The 19,757-nt window shown below is 74.3% G+C and carries 15 protein-coding genes; 4 read left to right on the top strand and 11 right to left on the bottom strand.

What is annotated here, in order from left to right:
* Position 1 precedes the first annotated feature (1 nt).
* Both JOF36_RS06225 and JOF36_RS06220 read left to right on the top strand, forming a co-directional pair.
* Positions 2-715 (top strand): response regulator transcription factor, encoded by a 714-nt coding sequence (locus JOF36_RS06225; protein ID WP_210025452.1) that lies wholly within the window; start codon positions 2-4, stop codon positions 713-715.
* Complete coding sequence (locus tag JOF36_RS06220) at positions 715-1,986, top strand: ATP-binding protein (protein WP_210025451.1); 1,272 nt, start codon at positions 715-717, stop codon at positions 1,984-1,986. Before JOF36_RS06225 ends, JOF36_RS06220 begins: the two co-directional genes overlap by 1 nt.
* 57 nt (positions 1,987-2,043) lie before the next feature.
* On the opposite strand, the gene JOF36_RS06215 is transcribed toward JOF36_RS06220, so the two are convergent.
* Together JOF36_RS06215 and JOF36_RS06210 are read right to left on the bottom strand one after the other, a co-directional pair.
* Positions 2,044-2,475, bottom strand: a complete 432-nt coding sequence (locus tag JOF36_RS06215; protein WP_210025450.1) for a VOC family protein — start codon at positions 2,473-2,475, stop codon at positions 2,044-2,046.
* 39 nt (positions 2,476-2,514) lie between these two features.
* On the bottom strand, positions 2,515-3,972 hold the full coding sequence (locus JOF36_RS06210; protein WP_210025449.1) for an MFS transporter: 1,458 nt from the start codon (positions 3,970-3,972) through the stop codon (positions 2,515-2,517).
* Between the two features lie 103 nt (positions 3,973-4,075).
* Here JOF36_RS06210 and JOF36_RS06205 point away from each other — a divergent pair, with 103 nt between their 5' ends.
* On the top strand, positions 4,076-4,555 hold the full coding sequence (locus tag JOF36_RS06205) for a MarR family winged helix-turn-helix transcriptional regulator (protein ID WP_210025448.1): 480 nt from the start codon (positions 4,076-4,078) through the stop codon (positions 4,553-4,555).
* 151 nt (positions 4,556-4,706) lie between these two features.
* Entirely contained in the window at positions 4,707-5,138 is a 432-nt protein-coding gene (locus JOF36_RS06200; protein ID WP_210025447.1) for a PepSY domain-containing protein, read from the top strand.
* A gap of 97 nt (positions 5,139-5,235) precedes the next feature.
* Here the strand turns inward: JOF36_RS06200 and JOF36_RS06195 are convergent, their stop codons facing one another.
* The 9 genes from JOF36_RS06195 to JOF36_RS06155 form a co-directional block, all read right to left on the bottom strand.
* Entirely contained in the window at positions 5,236-6,327 is a 1,092-nt protein-coding gene (locus JOF36_RS06195; RefSeq protein ID WP_210035210.1) for an IS110 family RNA-guided transposase, read from the bottom strand.
* 241 nt (positions 6,328-6,568) lie between these two features.
* Entirely contained in the window at positions 6,569-7,552 is a 984-nt protein-coding gene (locus JOF36_RS06190) for a DUF2399 domain-containing protein (protein ID WP_210025446.1), read from the bottom strand.
* Positions 7,549-12,174, bottom strand: a complete 4,626-nt coding sequence (locus JOF36_RS06185) for a coiled-coil domain-containing protein (protein ID WP_210025445.1) — start codon at positions 12,172-12,174, stop codon at positions 7,549-7,551. Before JOF36_RS06185 ends, JOF36_RS06190 begins: the two co-directional genes overlap by 4 nt.
* Positions 12,167-12,997: a hypothetical protein gene (locus tag JOF36_RS06180; protein ID WP_245351464.1), complete on the bottom strand. Its 831-nt coding sequence runs from the start codon at positions 12,995-12,997 to the stop codon at positions 12,167-12,169. Before JOF36_RS06180 ends, JOF36_RS06185 begins: the two co-directional genes overlap by 8 nt.
* A gap of 38 nt (positions 12,998-13,035) precedes the next feature.
* The gene (locus JOF36_RS06175; RefSeq protein WP_307862242.1) at positions 13,036-14,475 is read right to left on the bottom strand and encodes a hypothetical protein; all 1,440 of its coding nucleotides are present in this window, start codon (positions 14,473-14,475) and stop codon (positions 13,036-13,038) included.
* Positions 14,476-14,507: 32 nt separating this feature from the next.
* A complete protein-coding gene (locus JOF36_RS06170; protein ID WP_210025444.1) occupies positions 14,508-15,497 on the bottom strand; it encodes a P1 family peptidase in 990 nt (329 codons plus the stop codon).
* 100 nt (positions 15,498-15,597) lie between these two features.
* Positions 15,598-16,338: an SRPBCC family protein gene (locus JOF36_RS06165; RefSeq protein WP_210025443.1), complete on the bottom strand. Its 741-nt coding sequence runs from the start codon at positions 16,336-16,338 to the stop codon at positions 15,598-15,600.
* 92 nt (positions 16,339-16,430) lie between these two features.
* Positions 16,431-17,282, bottom strand: coding sequence for an FAD binding domain-containing protein (locus tag JOF36_RS06160; RefSeq protein WP_210025442.1), 852 nt, complete (start codon positions 17,280-17,282; stop codon positions 16,431-16,433).
* Entirely contained in the window at positions 17,279-19,756 is a 2,478-nt protein-coding gene (locus JOF36_RS06155) for a xanthine dehydrogenase family protein molybdopterin-binding subunit (RefSeq protein ID WP_210025441.1), read from the bottom strand. Before JOF36_RS06155 ends, JOF36_RS06160 begins: the two co-directional genes overlap by 4 nt.
* Position 19,757: the final 1 nt, after the last annotated feature.

The following is a 19,757-nucleotide window of genomic DNA, read 5'->3' as shown; positions in this document are numbered from 1 at the left end:
CGTGGCCCAGATCCTGATCGTCGAGGACGACCCCGCCATCCGCGGCGCGCTGATCCGCGGCCTCGGTGAGCGGGGGCACGCCGTCGACTCCGCCCCGACCGCGATGACCGGCCTCGAGGCGGCCGTCGGGAAGCGCCCGGACCTGGTCGTGCTCGACCTCGGCCTGCCGGACATGGACGGCACCACCATGCTGCGGATGCTGCGCGGTGCCAGCACCGTGCCGGTGATCGTCGCGACCGCCCGCGACGACGAGTCCGAGATCGTCGCGGTGCTCGACGCCGGCGCCGACGACTACCTGGTGAAGCCGTTCGCCGCCGCCCAGCTCGACGCCCGGATCCGGGCCGTCCTGCGCCGGCTCGGTGACGGCACGCCGGACCCGACCGTCGTGGTCGGCGGGCTGTCGGTGGACCCGCGGTCGCGGCGCGCGCAGCTCGACGGGACCGAGCTGGAGCTGACCCCGCGCGAGTTCGACCTGCTGCACCACCTCGCCGCGCGGGCGGACCAGGTCGTCAGCAAGCGGGAGCTGGTCACCGAGGTCTGGCAGCAGCCCTACGGCGGTGCGGACAAGACCGTCGACGTGCACCTGTCGTGGTTGCGCCGCAAGCTCGGTGAGACCGCGCAGCAGCCCCGCTACCTGCACTCGGTGCGCGGTGTCGGGGTCCGGCTCTCCGCGCCGAGCACGCCTGCGGCGCCGGCCGGTCCGGACGAGGCCTGATGCGCCGCCGGATCCTCGCGCTCGTCGCGGCCACGGTGCTGCTGGTGCTGGTCGCGTTCGCCGTGCCGCTGGCCGTGCTGATCAGGACGGTCGCCGAGGACACCGCCCTGTCCACCGCCACCGCGCAGGCCCAGAGCCTCACCCCGGTCGTCGCCACGGCCGACCGGAACACCATGGCGCCGACCGTCGAGCTGGCCGACGAGCGCGATCCCGGTGACGTCTCGGTGATCCTCTCCGACGGCACGGTGCTCGGCGCGCCCGCACCGCGCAGCCCCCTGGTGGAGCTGGGTCTGCGCGGGGTGAGCGCCTCCACCGAGGCCCCGGGTGGGCGGGAGATGGTGTTCTCCGTCCAGGGCGCGGCCGGCGACAGCGTCATCCGGGCGTTCGTCCCGGACGCCGAGCTGACCCGGGGTGTCACCCGGTCCTGGCTGCTGCTGGCGGGGCTGTCCGTCGTGCTGATGGCGGGTGCGCTGCTGCTGGCCGATCGGCTGGCCCGCTCCCTGGTCGACGCCAGCACCGACCTGTCCGAGGTCTCCGAGCGGCTGGCCGGTGGCGACCTCGCCGCCCGCGCCGACCCGGCGGCGCCTGCCGAGCTCGGCGTCGTCGCGGGGGCGTTGAACGGGCTCGCCGGGCGGATCTCGGAGCTGCTGCGCGAGGAGCGGGAGAACGTCGCCGATCTCGCGCACCGGGTGCGCACTCCGATGACCGCGCTGCGCCTGGACGCCGAGGCACTGCGCGACCCCGACGAGTCGGCCCGCATCTCCTCCGGTGTGGACGGTGTGCAGCGGGCCGTCACCGGCGCGATCGAGCAGGCCCGCCGGCGCGGTGGCGAGGGCCGGTCGGCGGACGCCGCGGCCGTCGTCCGGGAGCGGGTCGAGTTCTGGCAGGTGCTCGCCGAGGACACCGACCGGGCCGTGACCCTGGACCTCGCCGAGGGGCCGTTGCCGGTCGGCTGCGCCCGCGGCGACCTGGAGGCCTGCGTGGACGCGTTGCTGGGCAACGTCTTCGCGCACACCCCGGACGGCACCGCGTTCGGGATCGAACTGACCGGCCGGTCCCGCGGCGGCGCCCGGCTCGTCGTGTCCGACCACGGCCCCGGCCTGCCCCCGGGCGCCGACCCGGTCTCGCGCGGGGTGAGCGGCGGCGGCTCGACCGGGCTCGGCCTGGACATCGCGCGCCGCACGGCCGACCAGGGCGGCGGCCGGTTGGCCCTGCACAGCCCGCCCGCCGGGGGCCTGCAGGTGGAGCTGGAGCTCGCCGCCCCCGCGTGATCACCCGTTGAGGAGTGGGGCGTACGTGTGCCGTGCGCCCCACTCCACAACCGTCGATCAGCGGGGTGGGTGCGGTGCCCGGTGGCACACGGCCTCGACGTTGATGCCGTCGGGGTCGCCGGCGAAGGCGCCGTAGTAGTCGGAGTGGTACTCGGGGCAGAGGCCGGGCGGACGGAGCGGGGTCGCTCCGGCGGCGAGGGCCGCGGCCCAGAACGCGTCGACGGTCTCGCGGTCCGGGGCGGTGAAGGCGAGGTGGGTGTCGGTGTCGTGCCGGACGTCGTGACCGGCCTCGATGACCCAGAAGAACGGTTTCGGTCCGGCACCGAAGGCGTGCATCGCCTTCTGCCCGGAGCCGGGGTCGGCGGGGACCTCCATGACCGTGTGGATGCCGAGCGGGGCGAGCGCCTCGGTGTAGAAGGCCACCGCGCGCGCGAGGTCGCCGACGGGCAGGTTGAGGTGGTCGATCATCGAGCCTTCGAGCTCGCTCATGAGGTTCTCCCCGGGGATCGAGACGGTGTGGTGCGGGCGTCAGACAGGGTCGGTCGTGGCACGGGCCGGAAGCCGGGTCATGAGACCGGCGGCCAGCAGATAGGCGCCGATCTGCCAGGGCAGCGCCGTGGACAGGGCAGCGCTGTGGGCACCGGCGACGCCTGCGGCGGGGCCGGCATCGCGGAGCGAGGCGAAGTAGATCGATCCGAGGACCGCGACGCCGAGCGCACCGCCGATCTGGGTGGCGGTGGTCAGCACCCCGGCGGCGGTGCCGGCGTGCCGGTCGTCGACCGCGGACAGGACGACGTCGATCAGGGGTGGAGCCGCCAGGCCGAGCCCGAGGCCCGCCACGAACAGCGCTGCCGCCAACGGCGGGTACCCGGGCTCGCCGGGGCCGGCGAGGAACAGCAGCAACAGTGCCTGGCCGAGCGCCAGAACCAGCGCGCCGACGATGAGCAGGGTGCGGCCCATCCGCGCGGCCAGCGTGACCGACAGCCCCGAGGTGATGACCGATCCGACCGCGTACGGCAGCAGCACCAGCCCGGTCGCCCAGGCCGAACGCCCGGTGCCGTCCTGGAGGTAGAGCACCAGCACCAGGAAGAACGACCCGATCGCACCGAAGAAGACGAGCGCCACCCCGACACCCGCGCTGAACCCGCGACGCGCGAACAACGCCGGGGGGAACAACGGGTCCGCACCTCGTGCGATCCGGCGGCGCAGGTGCGTCACGAGACCGAACGCCACGGCCGTGGCCGCGACCAGGCCGATGATCGTCCATCCCGGCCCGCCGAGCTGGGCGCCTTGTGCCAGCGGGAGCAGGACGAGCGTCGCGACCACCGCGACGAGCAGCGCCCCGACGAGATCGAGCCGGGCCGGTCGGGGGTCGCGGGATTCGGGCAGCACCCACCATCCGATGACGAGCGCGACGATCCCGATGGGCACGTTGATCCAGAACACCGCTCGCCAGCCCAGGCCCCACAGGTCACCGCTGACGAGCGCGCCCCCCAGCACCGGCCCGACGACGGAGGCCAGCCCGAGTGTCGCGCCGTAGAGCCCGAGCGCCTTGGGCCGTTGCTCGGCCGTGAACGACGCCCGGACCAGGCCCAGGACCAGGGGCACGGTGAACGCGGCGCTCACACCGCTGAGCAGCCTGCTCGCCAGCAGCCAACCGGCGGTGGGCGCGACGGCGGCCGTGATGGCGAAGAAGGTGCCTGCGGCCAGGCCGGCCAGGAACACCCGCCGCCGGCCGAGCATGTCCCCGAGCCGGCCGCCGGTGATCAGGCCCGCGCCCATCGCGAGGGTGTATCCGGCCAGCATCCACTGCACCTGTGCCGGAGACAGTCCCAGGTCCGCCGCGATCGAGGGCAACGCGACCGTCACCGTCGTCGCGTCCACGAGGTCCATGAACTCCGCCACGAGAACCGTCATCAGACCGACCCACGTCGTCCCGGTCACGGCCGGGGCGGCAGGACTCTTCCGATCGTCGTCGACGCTCATTCAACTCCTATGCTCTACACAGTTGCTGTGTGGCGCAGTAACTGCGACAGTAAGGGTTGTGGGTGGTGATCGGCAAGCCGGAGCCGTGGCTCAAGATGGATCGGTGACGGCTGAACAGCGCGGGGACCTGCTCGACGCCGTGGTGGCGGCCATTCCCGGCTGGCAGGTCCTGCTGGTCCAGTACAACGAGGTCATCGCCGCCCGGCTGGGCGTGACGCCATCGGATCTCCGGGCGCTGTTCGTGCTGAGCGTCCACGGTCCGTGCTCTCCCGGCGTGCTGGGTCGCCACGTCGGCCTGACGACCGGGGCGGCCTCACGCCTGGTCGAGCGCCTCGTCAACGCCGGCATCGCCACCCGCGACGCGGACCCCCGAGACCGTCGACGCGTCGTCGTCACGCCCCGGGCCGAGGCGCTCGAGGAGGCCGCGCGGCACTACGAGCCACTCAACCAGCGACTGCGCGAGCACCTCGGATCGACGGACCCCGCCACCCTCCAGGCGATGCTGACCTTCATCCGGTCGGCCGAAGCGAGCACCCAGCAGCTTCTCGACGCCGCGAACCGGCCGGCCGGCGCACCCGAGTGATCGTGGCGATGCGACCACGATCACATCGTTTCCGCAGGTCCTAACGTCGCGTTAGGGGTCACGCAGCGCGGCCTTGGTGCGCGCGGCGGCATCGTTCTCCTTGTCACCGGGCCACCCCGGAAACGCAGAACGACACGGAGGAAGATCCACGATGCGTAGCTCGATCACCGTCGCCGCCCTCGCCGCCACCGGCCTGCTGCTCGTCGGCGGAGGCACCGCACTCGCCCTCGGGGCCGACGAGCCCACGGTCGCCGTCGCCCCGACGTCGGCGACGGCCGAGGCCCAGCCCGGGAACGCGCCGCAGCCGGCCGTCGACCGCGCCGCCGCCGAACGGATCGCCCTGGAGCGCGCCGGTGGCGGCCGGGTGACCGAGGTCGAGTTCGACCGGGCCGACGACGACCGCGACGACGCCGCCGAGCTCGACGACCGGGACGACCGCGACCACTGGGAGGTCGAGGTCCGCAACGGTGCCGCCGACCACGACGTGGACGTCGACGCCGCCACCGGCGAGATCCTCGACTACGAGATCGACAACGACGACCGCGACGACAACGACGACCAGGACGACCGCGACGACGACTGATCCCGCCCCGAAGATCCGCGTCCGGGGAGTGCGGCGTGCGTCTGCCCGCACCAGGACTCCCCAGACGGGGATCATGGCGCGGATGCTCCTATGGATGTCAAGCGGCGGGTTCGAGGTCGTGGGTGGTGAGTAGGGCGCGGTAGATGTCTCGGGCGATGTAGCGCTTGAGGCAGCGGATGATCTCTTTCTTGCTCATGCCTTCGGCGGTGCGGCGGTCGGCGTAGTCGCGGGTGCGTGGGTCCCAGCGCAGTCGGCAGAGCACGATCCGGTAGAGCGCGGCGTTGGCTTGTCGGTCCCCGCCGCGGTTGAGTCGGTGGCGGTGGGTGCGCCCGGACGACGCGGGCAGTGGTGCGGCCCCGCAGAGCATCGCGAACGCGGCCTCGGACCGCAGTCGGTGCGGGTTCTCGCCCGCGGTGACCAGGAGCTGTCCGGCGACGTCGGGACCAACCCCGTGCATCGCAGCCAGGCTCGGGTTGATCGCGGTCACCAGCGGCGCGATCAACGACTCGATGTCGTCGATCTCGGTGGTCAGCTCGCGGTGGCGGCGGGCCAGGCTGCGCAGCGCGATCAGAGTCGCGGTCTCGGGCTGGTCGGCGTGGGCGGGGTCGGGGCGTCGGGTGGCGCAGTGGGTCAGCAGCTCCCGCAGCCTCATGGGCGCGAGATGGGTGCGCAGCTCGTCGGGGGCAGTGATCAGCAGTGATCGGATCTGGGTCTGGGCCTCGGCGCGGGCGGCGACCGCGGAGCGGCGAGCCACGCGCAGCGCCCGCAGGGCTTCGACTCGTCCGTCGCGCTGCTTGGGGACACCGGTGGCGCGTCCGGCCAGGGCGGCGCGGGCGGCGGCCTCGGCGTCGACCGGGTCGGACTTGCCTTGCCAGCGGCGGGTCTTGCGGTCCGGGCGGTCGACCTCGACCACGGTGATCGCGGCGGTGTGTAGGTGGCGGGCCAGGCCGGCGCCGTAGACGCCGGTGCCCTCGACCCCGACCCGGACCAGCAGCCCGAAGGTCTGCAGCCAGGACACCAGCGCGGCGTAGCCGGCTGCGGTGGCCGGGAACTGGGCGTGTCCCAGTAGCTGGCCGGTGGCCTGGTCGAGGGCGGCGGCGGTGTGGGTGTCTTTGTGGGTGTCGACCCCGCCGGTGACCTGGCGGGGCTCGCCGGGGACGGCGGTGTCAGCGGGGTGGGGGTGTGTCATCGTGGGCATGACCGTCCTGTACTCGTTCGACCGGGCAGGGCGGCACGCACCAGCCGGGGCGAGCGGACAAGACAGTGATGGGTGCCTGCTGGCACAGGCTCCTATGAGGTCACAACCGCCGTCTGGTGAGTGCAAGCGAGCCCCGCAGCGGACCGGCCGACAGATCCGGTTGAGGACCAGGAGTCAGTCAGGCGGTGGGTCAGACCGACCGCTGCGGGGCTCACCTACATCATCCTCACTGTCAGGCGGGCTCGAGGCCGGCGCGCCAGTCCCGGGCCGCGGCGAGCACCCGTCGCCCGACGGCCTCCTGGGCGAGCCGGTGCCCGGCGGCGAACAGATCGCGGACCGGGCCACGCAGGCCCGGCTCCAGCCAGTCCACATCGGAGTGGTCGACACCCGCAGCGGGTGCGGGGCGGCCGTGCTCCAGCAACGCCCGGTAGAGCCCGGTGGCCGGGCGGACCGGCGGCAGGCCCTCCGACACGGCCAGCGCCGAGGCCCGGGCGGGGATCCGCAGGCCCGCGGCGTCGAGGTCGCCGAAGTAGCGGATCGCCGTGGGCGGTTCCGCCACCAGGGACAGCACGGAGGATACGAACGCGTTGCCCGCGCCCCAGGCCACCGCGCCGACCGGGCCGGGTTCGGCGCGCAGGGCGCGGGCCAGTGAGTGGACGGTGTCGGCGTTCTCCACCACCAGCAGCACCGGGCCGTCGCCGACCGGCAGGCGGTGCAGCGGCAGCGTCACCCGCTCCGCGCGCAGGATCTGCGCGGTCAGCGGGACGGGCAGGCCGGCGTCGAACGCCTTCTCGTCACCGGTGATCTCCAGTGCCCGCTCCCGCAGCGGCACGACCTCGGCGCGCGTCCCGCCGGCGAACAGCCAGCGGTTGACCTGCCGCACGGCCTCCGACGGGGTGCGCAGGCCGTCCGCGGCGCGCAGCTCCGGATGCCAGGGCTCGACCGGCCGTGCCTCGGCCGGGGTGGTCGCGGATCGGGTCAGCTTGACCGACCGGGGCAGCGGCGGGAGCCCGTCGTCGGTCGCCCGCGAGGGGACCAGCTCCCCGGCCGCGGCCAGCTCGGTGATCGCGTCCGCGAGCATCCGGCGGGCGTCGACCGAACCGTGCGACGACGGCACGGCCTCGGTGAACGCGCGCCACAGCCCGGCCCGGTCGATCCGGGTCCGGCCGGTCGCGCGCAGACACACCACGAGGTCGCGGGCGCCGGGCACGGTCACGCCCCGCCGCCCGAGGCGGTCCGCTGCGGGTCCGCCATGTCCGAGGAACCCACGGCCCGCGCCGGAATGTCCGCCGCATCCTCGACGCCGGGCTCGTGCGCGCCGGGCCAGCCGGCCGAGCCGGGCGAGACGGCCGCGTCACCCGATGGCCCGACGGCAGCCTCCGGCGCGGCGTTCACGGGGTCCGGGCGCCGGTAGACCCGGGCCGCGCTGATCCGCCCGCCGCCCTCGTCGCGATCGGGCACCGACCGCGTCACCCGGTCGTCGACGGACAGGTACTTGCGCCCGGCCCGCAGGTCGGCGTCGTTGCGCAGCCGGATCAGCAGCGGGAAGCCGGAGAGCGCGCCGGCGTCGAACAGCCCCGTGGTGTAGACGAGCTGCACCCCCAGTGCCTGCGCCACCCCGAACTGCAGCTCCAGCAGGTACCCCGCCGACGCGCGCCCGATCGGGTTGTCCAGGAACAGCACCCCGGCGTGCGCCCGGCGGCCGTGCCCGCGCTGGTGCGCCCGCAACGCCGCCATCGTGCAGTACAGGACGATCGCCGCGGTCAGCTGCTGACCGCCGGAGAACACGTCCTTGATCGCGGAGACCCGCAGCCGCTCGGTACGCAGGACCGCATCGGGCTTGAGCATCTCGACCCGGACGCCCTTCGGCATCGCCGCCCGGACGCCGCGCAGCAGCATCGACATGCCGTCGCGACGCTCCTTCGACCGTGCCCCGCCCGCCATCCCGGCGGCCGTGCGGTCGACGACATCACCCAGCTCGTGCCGCAGCCCGGCGTCGTCGAGCTCATCGAACCGGATCCGCAGGAACTGCTGGCCGGACCAGTCGCCGAGGCCTTCGGGCAGCTGGGAGAGCTTCTGCGCGAGCCGCACCGTGCGCAGTGCCTCGCCGACCATCCCGGACAGCCGGGTGACGATCCCCGAGCGGTGCCGGTCGATGTTGCCGAGATCGTCGTCGAGCGAGCGCAGCCGCGGCCGGAGCGCCTCGATCCACTCCCGGGCCAGGCCCGGCATGTCGGCCCGGTCGACGCCGCCGATGTGCCGGTGCACCGGCGAGGTCAGCGTCGCGAACCGCGGGTCCTGGGCGAACCGGGCGACGGCGTCGACGCCGGCCTGCACCTTCCGCTCGGCCCGCGACCGGTCGGCAGCCGCCTCCCGCAGGCGTGCCTGCTGCTGCTTGAGGGCCGTGACGGCGTCGTCGACGTCGCCGGAGAACGGCAGCCCGCCCGGTTCCGGGACCTCCTCCAGCCCGTCGACGACGTGGCCGAACCCCCGCGCGAGCTCCGCCGCCCTGCGGTGACTCTCCTCCGCGGACTCCCGCGCCCGGCGGGCCCGCTCCAGCGTCGCGCCGGCCGCGTCCAGGTCCGCGGACGCCCTGGCGACCAGCTCGCGCCCGTGCTCGGCGTCGCGGGGCGCCTCGTACGGGTCGATCGGACGTTCCTCGCCCGGGTGGCGCTCCAGCTCGCGGCGGGCCACGGCCAGCTCGGTCGCCGCGTCCCCCCGGCGCTGCTCGGCCTCGGCCAACGCGGCCCGGGCCTGCTCGGCGGCGGCCCGCCGGCTGGCGGCGTCGGCACCGTCCGGGGTGTGCAGGAAGGCCGTCGCCGCCTCCACCACCGACCGGGGCAGTCCCTCGACCGCGGTCCGTCGCGCGGCGGCGTCGGCCTCGGCGCGCTCGAGCGTCCCGCGCAGGTCGGTGTCGACGGCGGCCGAGGCGTAGGCGTCGCGGGCGCGCTGGAACGCGTCGCGCAGCTCGGCGAGCGAGGCCTGCGGGACATGTGAGGTCGGTGGGGCCGGGGCCTCGGCCGGATCGGGCTGCTCCTCCAGCGGCAGCGCGGCGGCCTCGTCGCGCACCGTGACGGCGATGCTCGTCTGCCGGTCCCGGGTCTGCTGGGCGGCCGCCGCCTCCCGTGCGGCCTGCTCGGCGGCGGTACCGGCCGCGTCGGCCTCGGTCCGCAGCCGGACGGCGTCCGCGGTGCCGGTCCGCTCCCGTTCCGCCAGGCCGGGCCGCCGGGCCAGCTCCTCGCGCAACGCGGCCAGGGCCTCGGCGCGGCGGCGGGCGTCGGCCACGGTCCGTTCCAGGTCCGGCCGGTCGGTGGTGAGCCGGTCCGCGCGCTCGTCGAGCGCGGCCACCTCGGCCACGGTCCCGGAGTGGGTGCGGACCGCCTCGTCGCGGTCCCGGACGGCGTCCGCCGCGGCGGCGGTCAGCTCGTCGAGGGTGGGCCTGCGGTCGCGCAGCGCGGCGAACCGGTCCCGCAGCCGCCGGTCGTCGTCCAGCGTGGCCTCGAGTGCGGCGAGCCGGGCGGACCGGTCCGCGGTCTCGGCGACCAGCCGGACCCGAACCTGCTCGGCGGCCTCCTCGTCGTGCAACGCCGGGTTCGGCGGGACGACGAGCTCGATCCCCGGTGCGGCCCCGGCATCGGCGTTCAGCGCGGCCGTGGACCCGACGGCGACCAGGCAGGCGGGCAGCAGCCGCGCGTCGTCGAGCACGGTGCGGGCGTGCGGTGCGTCGCCGGGATCGTTGAGCAGCACCCCGCCCGCCAGGTGCGGCAGCCGTTCGAGGACACCCGCGCGGTCGCCCGCCGGGAGCATCGCCAGGTAGCGGCGGCCGGACCAGGCGGTGATCCCCGCCTTCTCCAGCACCTCGAGCACCGACTCGATCTCCGGCGGGTCGGGCAGCAGCCCGCCGTCGCCGAGGGCGTGCAACGCGCGCTCGTCGCGGCGCTGGTCACCGAGCAGTGCGGTCCGCTCCCGCTCCGCACCGCGGATCGCGGTGGTGAGGGTGTCGACGATCAGTTCGGCATCGGCGACCGGCCGGATCGTCCCGACCCCGAGCAGCTCGGCCGGGCGGGACTCGCCGGCGAGCTCCTCGCTCTGGGCCTCGGCGGCGGCCCGGGTGGTCTCCGCGGTCGCCGCGGCGGCGCGGGCACCCGCGGCGGCTTCCTGCGCCCCGGTGCGCCGCGTCTCGGCGGCGCGGCGCTCGTCGCGGATCCGGGTGGCGGCGGTGTCGGCGTCGGCCAGCGCAGCCGCCGTCGCGGTGGCGGCCTGCTCGGCGGCGACGGCCTCGCTCTCGACGTCGTCGGGGCCGGAGCCGGCCTTCAGGTGACCCGCGGTGACGGCGGCGGCGATCCGCCGGTCCAGATCCGCGAGCGACTCCTTCGCCTGGGTCACGGCGCTCTCGGCGCGGGCGGCGTCCGCGGTGCGCTCGACCTGCTCCCGGCGGGCCGCGGTCGCGCGGTCGTCGGCGCCCGACCGGGTGTCCTCGGCGACGGCAGCGGCATCGTCGGCTTCGGTCGCGGTCCGCAGCAACGCGGCGGACAGCGCGCGGGCGGCGTCCTGCCGGGCCTGCAACGCCGGGCGGGCCTTCTGCTCCTCCTCGTCGACGCGGGCGCGCAGCCGGGCGGCCTCCGCGGCGGCGACCCGGTGGGCCAGCACCGGCTCGACGGCGTCGCGGACGGTGGAGACGGCAGCGGCCTCGTCCCGCTCCCGGGTGGCGGTGTCGGCGATCCGCTCGGCCGCCTCGAGCGCCAGGCCCGCGGTCAGCCGGCGCAGCTCGCCGACGGTGTCCTGCAGGCGTTCCGCCGTCCGGGCGGCCTCCTGCTCGGCCACGACGGCCTGCTCGGCCTCACCCTCGGTCGTCCGGGAACGGGTCTGCTCGGCGACCCGGCGGGCCGCGATCCCCGCCGCGGTCGTGCGCAGCGCGTCCCCCGTGGTGATCTCCGCGGTGCGGGCCGCCGCGGCGGCCTCCTCCGCCTCGACCATCGGCTCCAGCCGGGACAGCGTGCCGTCGACGAACTCGCGCTCGGACTCCAGCTCCTCGCGCTGGGCGAGCCGGTCGGCGTACCCGGCGACGAGCTCGGCCACGTTCTGCGGCTCGGTCGGGTCGAGCACGGCACGCAGCAGGAAGTCGACGAACGCCTCGTCGCTGGCGAAGGAGAACGCCTCGGCGGCCTCGCCCTCGCCGGCGTTCATCGCCCGCTGGTAGCGGAACAGCTCCGGGTCCAGGCCGACGGCGACGAGGTGCCGCGTCCAGTCCCGGTGCCCGGTCTCCCAGACCAGCTCGGTCTCGGGGTGGTCGCGGTGGGCGGCGTGCAGCCGTTCCTTGAAGGCCGAGAGGGTGATCCGCCTGCGCTCGTGGGTGAACGGCAGGTCGTCCATCCCGAACCCGGGAACGGGCCGGAACGCGTACCAGGAGTCGGCCAGCTTCTCCGGGTCCGACGACGCCACGTGCCCGCGCCACTCGGACGCCTTGCCGGTGACCAGCAGCGCGCCCGTCCCGACGTGCATCCACTCGCAGACGACGTGCGCGACGTCCTCGGCGAGCACGAAGTTCTCCAGCACGGTGGTGCTGGTGGTCCCGACGACCTGACGGCGCCCGGGCAGCAGCACCGAGAAGATCAGTTTGAGCAGGACGGACTTGCCGCCGCCGTTCTCCAGGAACAGCACCGAGGCCGGCGACGGCCGCCGCGGGGTGCCGCGGTCGAGCTGGTCCGGCGCGAACAGGTCCTCCTGCACGGCGACCTTCACCGGGCGGCCGACGCCCCGCAGATCGAGCGAGACGTCCTGGTAGCGGGCCGCGGTGGGGCCGACCGAGAACAGCCGGACGCGGGTCAGCTCATACATCGCGATCCTCCGATCCGGTGTCCGGCTGCTCGGCCGGCGAGGGGTCCTGCTCCGCGGAACCGCTCCCCGGATGAGCGAGTTCGGCGGGCTCACCCTCCGGCACCGGGGCGCCGGCCGGTTCGGTGACCAGCGAGCCCGCGGCCGCCGCGACCGGGAGCACGTTCAGCGACAGCAGCTCGTCGAACGTGCGCTGCGCGGCCAGCTCACGGACCTGCACCTGGTAACGCGGCGTCGTCCGGTAGGCGCCGTCGGCCCCGACCGGCACGAGGAAGCCCTGGTCGGCGAGGAAGCGCAGCGCCTTCCCGACGATCCCGCGGGTGGTGGACTCCCCTGCCCGGCCGTCCTTCGTGGCGGTCGCCTCCGGGCGGCGCAGCCACACCCGCCAGACCTCCTCGAGCTGCGGCGCGTCCGACTCGGGGTCCGCCGGGCCGGTGGCACGCTCGTTCAGCACCCGGCACGCCTCCCGGACCGCGCCGTCCACCAGCTCCACCGAGACGCGTCCGACGTAGGAGTCGTCGCCCAGGTCGTCCGGGCGCGGGAACGCCAGCGCGGCGACGGCGAGGTGCGCGATGCCGTGCAGCACCTTGTCCGCCTGCCGGTTCGTGAGCGCGGTGCGCCGGGCGTAGGAGTCCATCCGGATCTCGAAGATCGAGCCCTCGGTGGCGGCCAGCACGATGCCCGGTGCGGAGTCGACCGCGAGCACCACCAGCCCGAGCCCGGACGCGACCCGTTGCACGGTGTCGCGGAAGTCGTCGTCCTCGCGGTAGCGGCGCACCAGGTCGGCGTAGTCGGGGTCGCGGCCGGGCAGCGCCTTGGGCCGCATACCGAAGGCGACGAGCCGGGCGGCGGCCTCCGGATCGCTCACGCCCGCTCCCCCTCGACGCCCGCGACCGCCAGCAGCAGGTCGGTGCCGCCGTACTCCGGGTCGTCCAGCACGGTGCCGTCGTCCACCGCGATCAGCACCGACGGGTCGCCCTGGGTGCGGGCGGTCCCGATCGCCGTCCCGACGGCGTGCACCGCGCGCAGCGCGACCAGCTGCGGCAGGTCCGTCCCGGCCGCGCGGGCCCGGGCGAGCGCCTCGGACAGCCGCACCGGCCGGTCCGGGTCGTCGGGGAGCACGGCGTCGGTGGCCGCCCAGGTGCCCACGCCGAAGCGGTCCCGCGGTTGCGGGGCGAGCTCCGGTTCGGGCACCTCGGTGCCGAACGGCTCGCGGTCGGCCGGCGGGGTCAGCAGGGTCTCCACCAGCCCGCCCAGGCTGGGCACCGACGGGTTCTGCACCCCGGTGCCGGCCGCGAAGTAGGCGGCCACCGGATCGTGCGCCGCACCCACCGTGAGCCCCAGCGCCGGGCGCAGCAGCTGCCCGAAGACGTCGACGGAGGGCCGCTTGGGCTTCCCCGAGAACTGCTGGCGGTCCTGCTCGGCGCGGAACGCGGCCCCGGCCTCCTGCAGCCGGGCCTGCAGCTGGGTGTGCCGCTGGATGCAGTCGTCGACGACCTCGACGAGCTCCGCGGCCTGCCGGCGGCGTCCCGGCTCGACGGCCTCGTCCCGGGCGTCGGCGATGTTCGCCTTGATCATCGTCTCGGCGCGGTAACGGGCCTCGATGTGGGTCAGCGCCTCGTTCAGCAGCTGCGGGACGGCGTCGAGCCAGTCCACCGACCGGACGTCGCGACGGGTGGCCTCGAGCTTGCGGCGCAGCGACTCGGCGTACTGCACGGTGCGGTAGCGGGCCTGCTCCGCGGCGAGCCGGGCGTCACCGAGCCGACCGCGCACGATCAGCGTCTCCAGCTTCGTCTCGGCCGCCTCCTGGGCCGACTCGACGTCGGTGTCCAGCGCCCCGACCAGCACGTTGATCGCCTCGTCGGACGCACGCAGGTACACGGTCCCGTCCGGCGCGGCCACCTCCAGCAGCAGCTTGAAGTCGAACCGGCGGCGCACGTAGCGACCGTCGGCGTCGCTCGCTCCGTACTCGACGGCGAACCCGCGGTCGATGCTGCCGACGTTGATCAGGTTGTCGATCACCCACTGCGCGACCCGGGTGTGCTCCTCGCGCGGCGCGTGCGGCACCTGGGCGCCGACGAAGGGCTGCAGCCGCCGCACGACCTCGGCATGGTCGGCGCCGTGGTCGAAGTCCATGGCGAGCGTGACCTGGTCGATCGCCTGCAGGCCGATCTCGGCCATCTGGTAACCGGCGGCGTCCCACTCCAGGCGGCCCTTGCGGGCGTCCAGATCGTGCAGCGGCGCCGTGCACGCCAGCGCCTTCAGCCGGCGCGCCACTCCCTCGTCCGGGCTGATGGTCGACACCCCGAGGACTGTAGTTCGGGCGTGCGGCGCGCTCACCCGGCCATCAGCGACGTGTACGACGGCCGGTCCGGTGCGGCCTCGGCGGCCAGCAGCGCGTGCGCCACCGCCCGCGCGGTGACGTCGGCGGCGGCGGCCTGCAGCTCGTAGGTCCCGATCGCGTCGGGTGCCGCCGCGGTGCCGGTGGCCAGGCCGAACGCGCAGTCGCCGTCCCGGATCGTGTGCACCGGGTGGATGGAGCGGGCGAGGCCGTCGTGCGCCATGGTGGCGAGCCGGGTACAGCCCACCTTGTCCAGCGCCGCATCGGTGGCGAGCACGACCAGCGTCGTCGCCGCCCCGGGCGGGGTGACGTGCTGCGCGTACAGCTCGGCGACCCGCTCGGGTGACACACCGGTGGCGGGGAACTCGCCCGGCAGCCCGTGCCGCGCGCCCAGGATCTCGCCGGTCCGCGGGTCGACGGCGGAGCCCGCCGAGTTGAGGACGACCAGCGCGGCGACCGTCACCCCGGACGCGAGCACCGCGGACGCCGTCCCGATCCCGCCGCGCAGCCCGCCGGACACCGCCCCCGTCCCGGCGCCGACCGAACCCTGCTCGACCGGACCGTCGTGCGCGGCGTCGTAGGCGGCCGCCCCCGTCGCCGCGGTCGGCCGCGCGGCCGGGTCACCACCGCGCCCCAGGTCGAACACCACCGCGGCCGGGACGATCGGCACGATCGCCCCCGGCATCGGGAAGCCCTCGCCGTCGCGTTCGAGCCGGGCCATCACCCCGGACGCGGTGTCGAGGCCGTACGCGCTCCCACCCGACAGCGTGATCGCGTGCACCCGCGCGACGGTCGCGGTCGGGGCCAGCAGGTCGGTCTCGCGGGTTCCGGGTGCGGCGCCGCGGACGTCCGCACCCGCCACCGCACCGCCGGGCGGGGCGAGCACCACGGTCGTGCCGCTGCGCGCCCCCGGGCCGGTGAGCGCCGCGTGCCCGACCCGCAGCCCGGCCACATCGGTCAGTCCGTTACCCGTTCCCGTACGCACCCGTTCCCCGTTCCCTCCGGCCCGCCCCGTCCGATGCGCGCACGGCGCGGGCCGGTCCCCAGCTGGGAACCGGCCCGCGCCGAACTGCCGTCGAGTGGACTCAGGCGTCCTTCTCGGCGCTCTTCTTCCCGCCCCGCAGCCGCTTGACGATCAGGAACAGCAGGGTGAACGCGGCGAGGCCGCCGAACACCGGGCCGAGCCGCTTGAGCACCGGCGCGCCTGCCGAGTCGAGCAGGTCGATGGCCTCGACCGGGCTGCTCTGCGGCTGGCGGACCGCGGGCGCCGGCGTGGCCGTCGCGGCCCGCTCGCCCGGCGCCGGCGGCACGGCCGGCAGCGGGCTGGTCTGGTCGGCCGCGTGCTTCGGCGCGGAACCGTTGGCTCCCGCGGCCGCGCCCGGACCGGTCAGCTTGTCCGCGACGCAGCCCGCGAACTGGCCGATGATCTTGTCGGCGACGTCGGAGATGACCCCGCGGCCGAACTGCGCCGGACGACCGGTGACCGTCATGTCGGTGGCCATCGTGACCGAGGTCTTGTCCGGACCGTCGGCGACCATCGTGCCGGTGACCACGGCCTTCGCCGTCCCGTTGCCACGGGCGTCCCGGCCGGACGCGTCGATGACGACCTTGTGGTTGACGTCGTCGCGATCGATGTAGGTGCCCTTCCCCTTGTAGGTCAGGGAGATCGGGCCGAGCTTGACCTTCACCGTGCCCTGGAACGAGTCACCCTCGTACTCGGTCAGCGTCGCCCCCGGGAAGCACGGGGCGATGAGCTCCGGGTCGTTGAGCGCCTTCCAGGCGTCCTCGATCGGCGCCGCGATCGTGAACTTGTTCTCCAGCTGCATCTTCTCACTGCTCCTCGTCAGGGGCGGAAACGACAGGGGCGCCCGTCCGGGAGGCCCCGGACAGACGCCCCTTCGGAGTGCTTCGTCGATCCTCAGCCGGCTGCGGCCAGGACCGCACGACCGGTGAGCACCTTCGCCAGGTGCTCACGGTAGTCGGCCGCGGCGTCCGCGTCACTCGGAGCCGACGTGCCCTCCGTCGCGTGCTCGGCCGCCGCCTTCGCGACGTCCGGTCCGGCCGCCTGCCCGACCAGCGCCCGCTCGACGCCGGTGGCCCGGATCGGCACGTTGCCCATGTTGGTCAGGCCGACGCGGGCCTCGGAGACGGTGCCGCCGTCCACCTTGAGCGCGACGGCGACGGCCACCATCGACCACGCCTGGGCGACCCGGTTGAACTTCTCGTAGTGGGTCTTCCAGCCGGTGTACTTCGGGAACCGGACCATGGTGAGGATCTCGTTCTCACCGATCGCGGTGGTGAAGTAGTCCTGGAAGAACTCCGCCGCGGGAACCAGACGGGTGCCGTCCCGGCCGAGGATGACGAACTCGGCATCCAGGGCCAGCGCGGCCGCACCGAGGTCACCGGCCGGGTCGGCGTGCGCGAGCGCGCCGCCGAGGGTGCCGCGGTGGCGGACCTGCGGGTCGGCGACGGTCTCGGTGGCCCGGGCGATCAGCTCGACGTGCCGGGTGATCAGGTCGTTGCGCATGACCTCGTGGTGCGTGGCCATCGCGCCGACCATGACGTACTGGTCGTCCTCGCCGATCCGCTTGAGCTCGGGGATCCCGCCCAGGTCGATGATCGTGCTCGGGGCGGCCATCCGCAGCCGCAGCACGGGCAGCAGGCTCTGCCCGCCGGCGAGGATCTTCGCGTCCTCTCCTGCCTGCTGCAGTGCCTGGACCGCTTCCTCGACCGAGGACGGGCGGACGTAGTCGAACTTCGCCGGGATCACTGGACCTCCCCCTTGGGGTTGTTCGGGTCGATCGAACCGAGTCCGGCACCCGGCGAGTGGGTGTGGCTCGGGGTCTGCTGGGCCTGGTGCCCCTTGGCCACCTGCAGCGCGCGCCAGACCCGCTGTGAGGTCGTCGGCATCTCGATCTCGCCGACGCCGAGGTGCCGGATCGCGTCCAGCACGCCGTTGACGATCGCCGGGGTGGAGGCGATGGTGCCGGCCTCCCCGACGCCCTTGACCCCGAGCGGGTTGGTGGTCGACGGGGTCGACACCGTCTCGGTGGTGAAGTTCGGCAGGTCCGCGGCCGACGGCAGGGTGTAGTCGACGAACGTGGCGTTCACCAGGGTGCCCTGGTCGTCGTAGTTCGCCTCCTCGAACAGCGCCTGCGCGATGCCCTGGGCGAGACCGCCGTGCACCTGGCCCTCGACGATCAGCGGGTTGATCACGTTGCCGATGTCGTCGACGCAGACGTACTTGCGCAGGTTCACCCGGCCGGTGTCGGTGTCGACCTCCATCGCGCACAGGTGGGTGCCGTGCGGGTAGGAGAAGTTCTCCGGGTCGAACACGGCGTCGGAGTCCAGCGAGGGCTCCATGCCCTCCGGGTAGTCGTGCGCCATGAACGTGGCGAACGCGATCTCCTGGATCGCCTTGCCCTTGTCGGTGCCGCGGACGGTGAACTGACCGTTCGCGAACTCGATGTCGTCCTCGGACGCCTCGAGCAGGTGCGCCGCGACCTTCTTCGCCTTCTCGACGACCTTCTCGGCCGCGTTCACGATGGCGATGCCGCCGACGACCAGCGACCGGGAGCCATAGGTGTCCAGGCCCTTCGGCGCGACCTGGGTGTCGCCGTGCAGGATCTCGACGTCCTCGAAGGGCACGCCCAGCTTGTCCGCGACGATCTGGGAGAACGCGGTCTCGTGGCCCTGGCCGTGGGCCGACGCCCCGGTGGTGACCTCGACCTTGCCGGTGGCCAGCATCCGGACGTTCGCGGCCTCCCAGCCGCCGGCGCCGTAGTCCAGCGAGCCGAGTACCCGCGACGGCGCGAGGCCGCACATCTCGGTGAAGGTCGAGATGCCGATGCCCAGCTGCACGGAATCGCCCGACTTGCGGCGCTCCTCCTGCTCACGGCGCAGGCCGGCGTAGTCGAACAGCTCCATCGCGCGCTGCGTGGCCTGCTCGTAGTTGCCGGTGTCGTAGGTCAGGCCCACGACGGTCGTGAACGGGAACTCCTCGTGGGCGATCCAGTTCTGCTCGCGCAGCTCCATCGGGTCGCGGCCGAGCTCGACGGCGACCTCGTCCATCATCCGCTCGATGGCGAACGTGGCCTCCGGACGGCCGGCACCCCGGTAGGCGTCGGTCAGCGTCTTGTTGGTGAAGACGTTGGAGCAGGTGAACTTGAGCGCCGGGATCTTGTAGATCGCGTTGAACATGAACGCGCCCAGGATCGGCACACCCGGCCCGACCAGGCCCAGGTAGGCGCCCATGTCGGCGTAGAGGTGGACGTCGAACCCGGTGATCGTGCCGTCCTTGCGGACCGACATCACCAGGTCCTGGATCTGGTCCCGGCCGTGGTGCGCGGTGAGCATGCACTCGCTGCGGGTCTCGGTCCACTTGACCGGCTTGCCCAGCTTCTGCGCGAGCAGCACGCAGAGCATCTCCTCGGGCAGCACACCGATCTTGCCGCCGAAGCCGCCGCCGACGTCGGGGGCGATCACGCGCAGCTTGGACTCCGGGATCCCGAGCGTCACCGTGGTCATGGTGCGCAGGATGTGCGGCACCTGGGTCGCGGCCCAGATGGTGAGCTGCTCGCCGGTCGGGTCGACGACGCAGGAGCGGGGCTCCATGAACGCCGGGATGAGGCGCTGCTGGCGGAACCGGCGGCGGACGACGACCTGGTCGTCGGCGGCCTCGGCGGCCTTGATCGCCTCGGAGACGTCACCTCCGGTGCCGGCCGCGGCCGAGTCGAAGACCCAGGTGGCCGAGACGTTGGAGCCCAGGTCCGGGTGCACGAGCTCGGCGCCGTCCTGGGCGGCGGCCTCCATGTCGAGGACCGGGTCGAGCGGTTCGTAGTCGACCTCGACCAGCTCGACGGCGTCGCGGGCGGCGGCGGCGGACCGCGCGACGACGACGGCGACGCCCTCACCCGAGAAGTTGACCCGTCCGGTGGCCAGCACCGGGCGCTGCGGCGCCTTCTGGTCGGGGGTGATCGGCCACGCGCAGGGCATGCCGACCTCCTCCGCGCCCAGGTCCGCCGCGGTGTAGACGCCGAAGACGCCCGGGGCCTTCTCGGCCTCGGACTTGTCGATCGACGTGATCGTCGCGCGCGCGATCGTCGAGCGGACGACGGCGATGTGGACGGTCCCCGAGGGGGTGATGGAGTCGGTGTAGCGGGAGCGACCGGTGATCAGGCGCTGGTCCTCCTTGCGGACCCGCGACCTCCCGATCTCTGTGGTGGGCTCGGCGGTCGTCGTCAAC

Origin of the sequence: Pseudonocardia parietis, from assembly GCF_017876315.1 — a bacterium.
Classification (GTDB): Bacteria; Actinomycetota; Actinomycetes; order Mycobacteriales; family Pseudonocardiaceae; genus Pseudonocardia; species Pseudonocardia parietis.
Note: the sequence above shows the minus strand (reverse complement) of the source record. Positions and strands in the feature narration are given on the sequence as shown.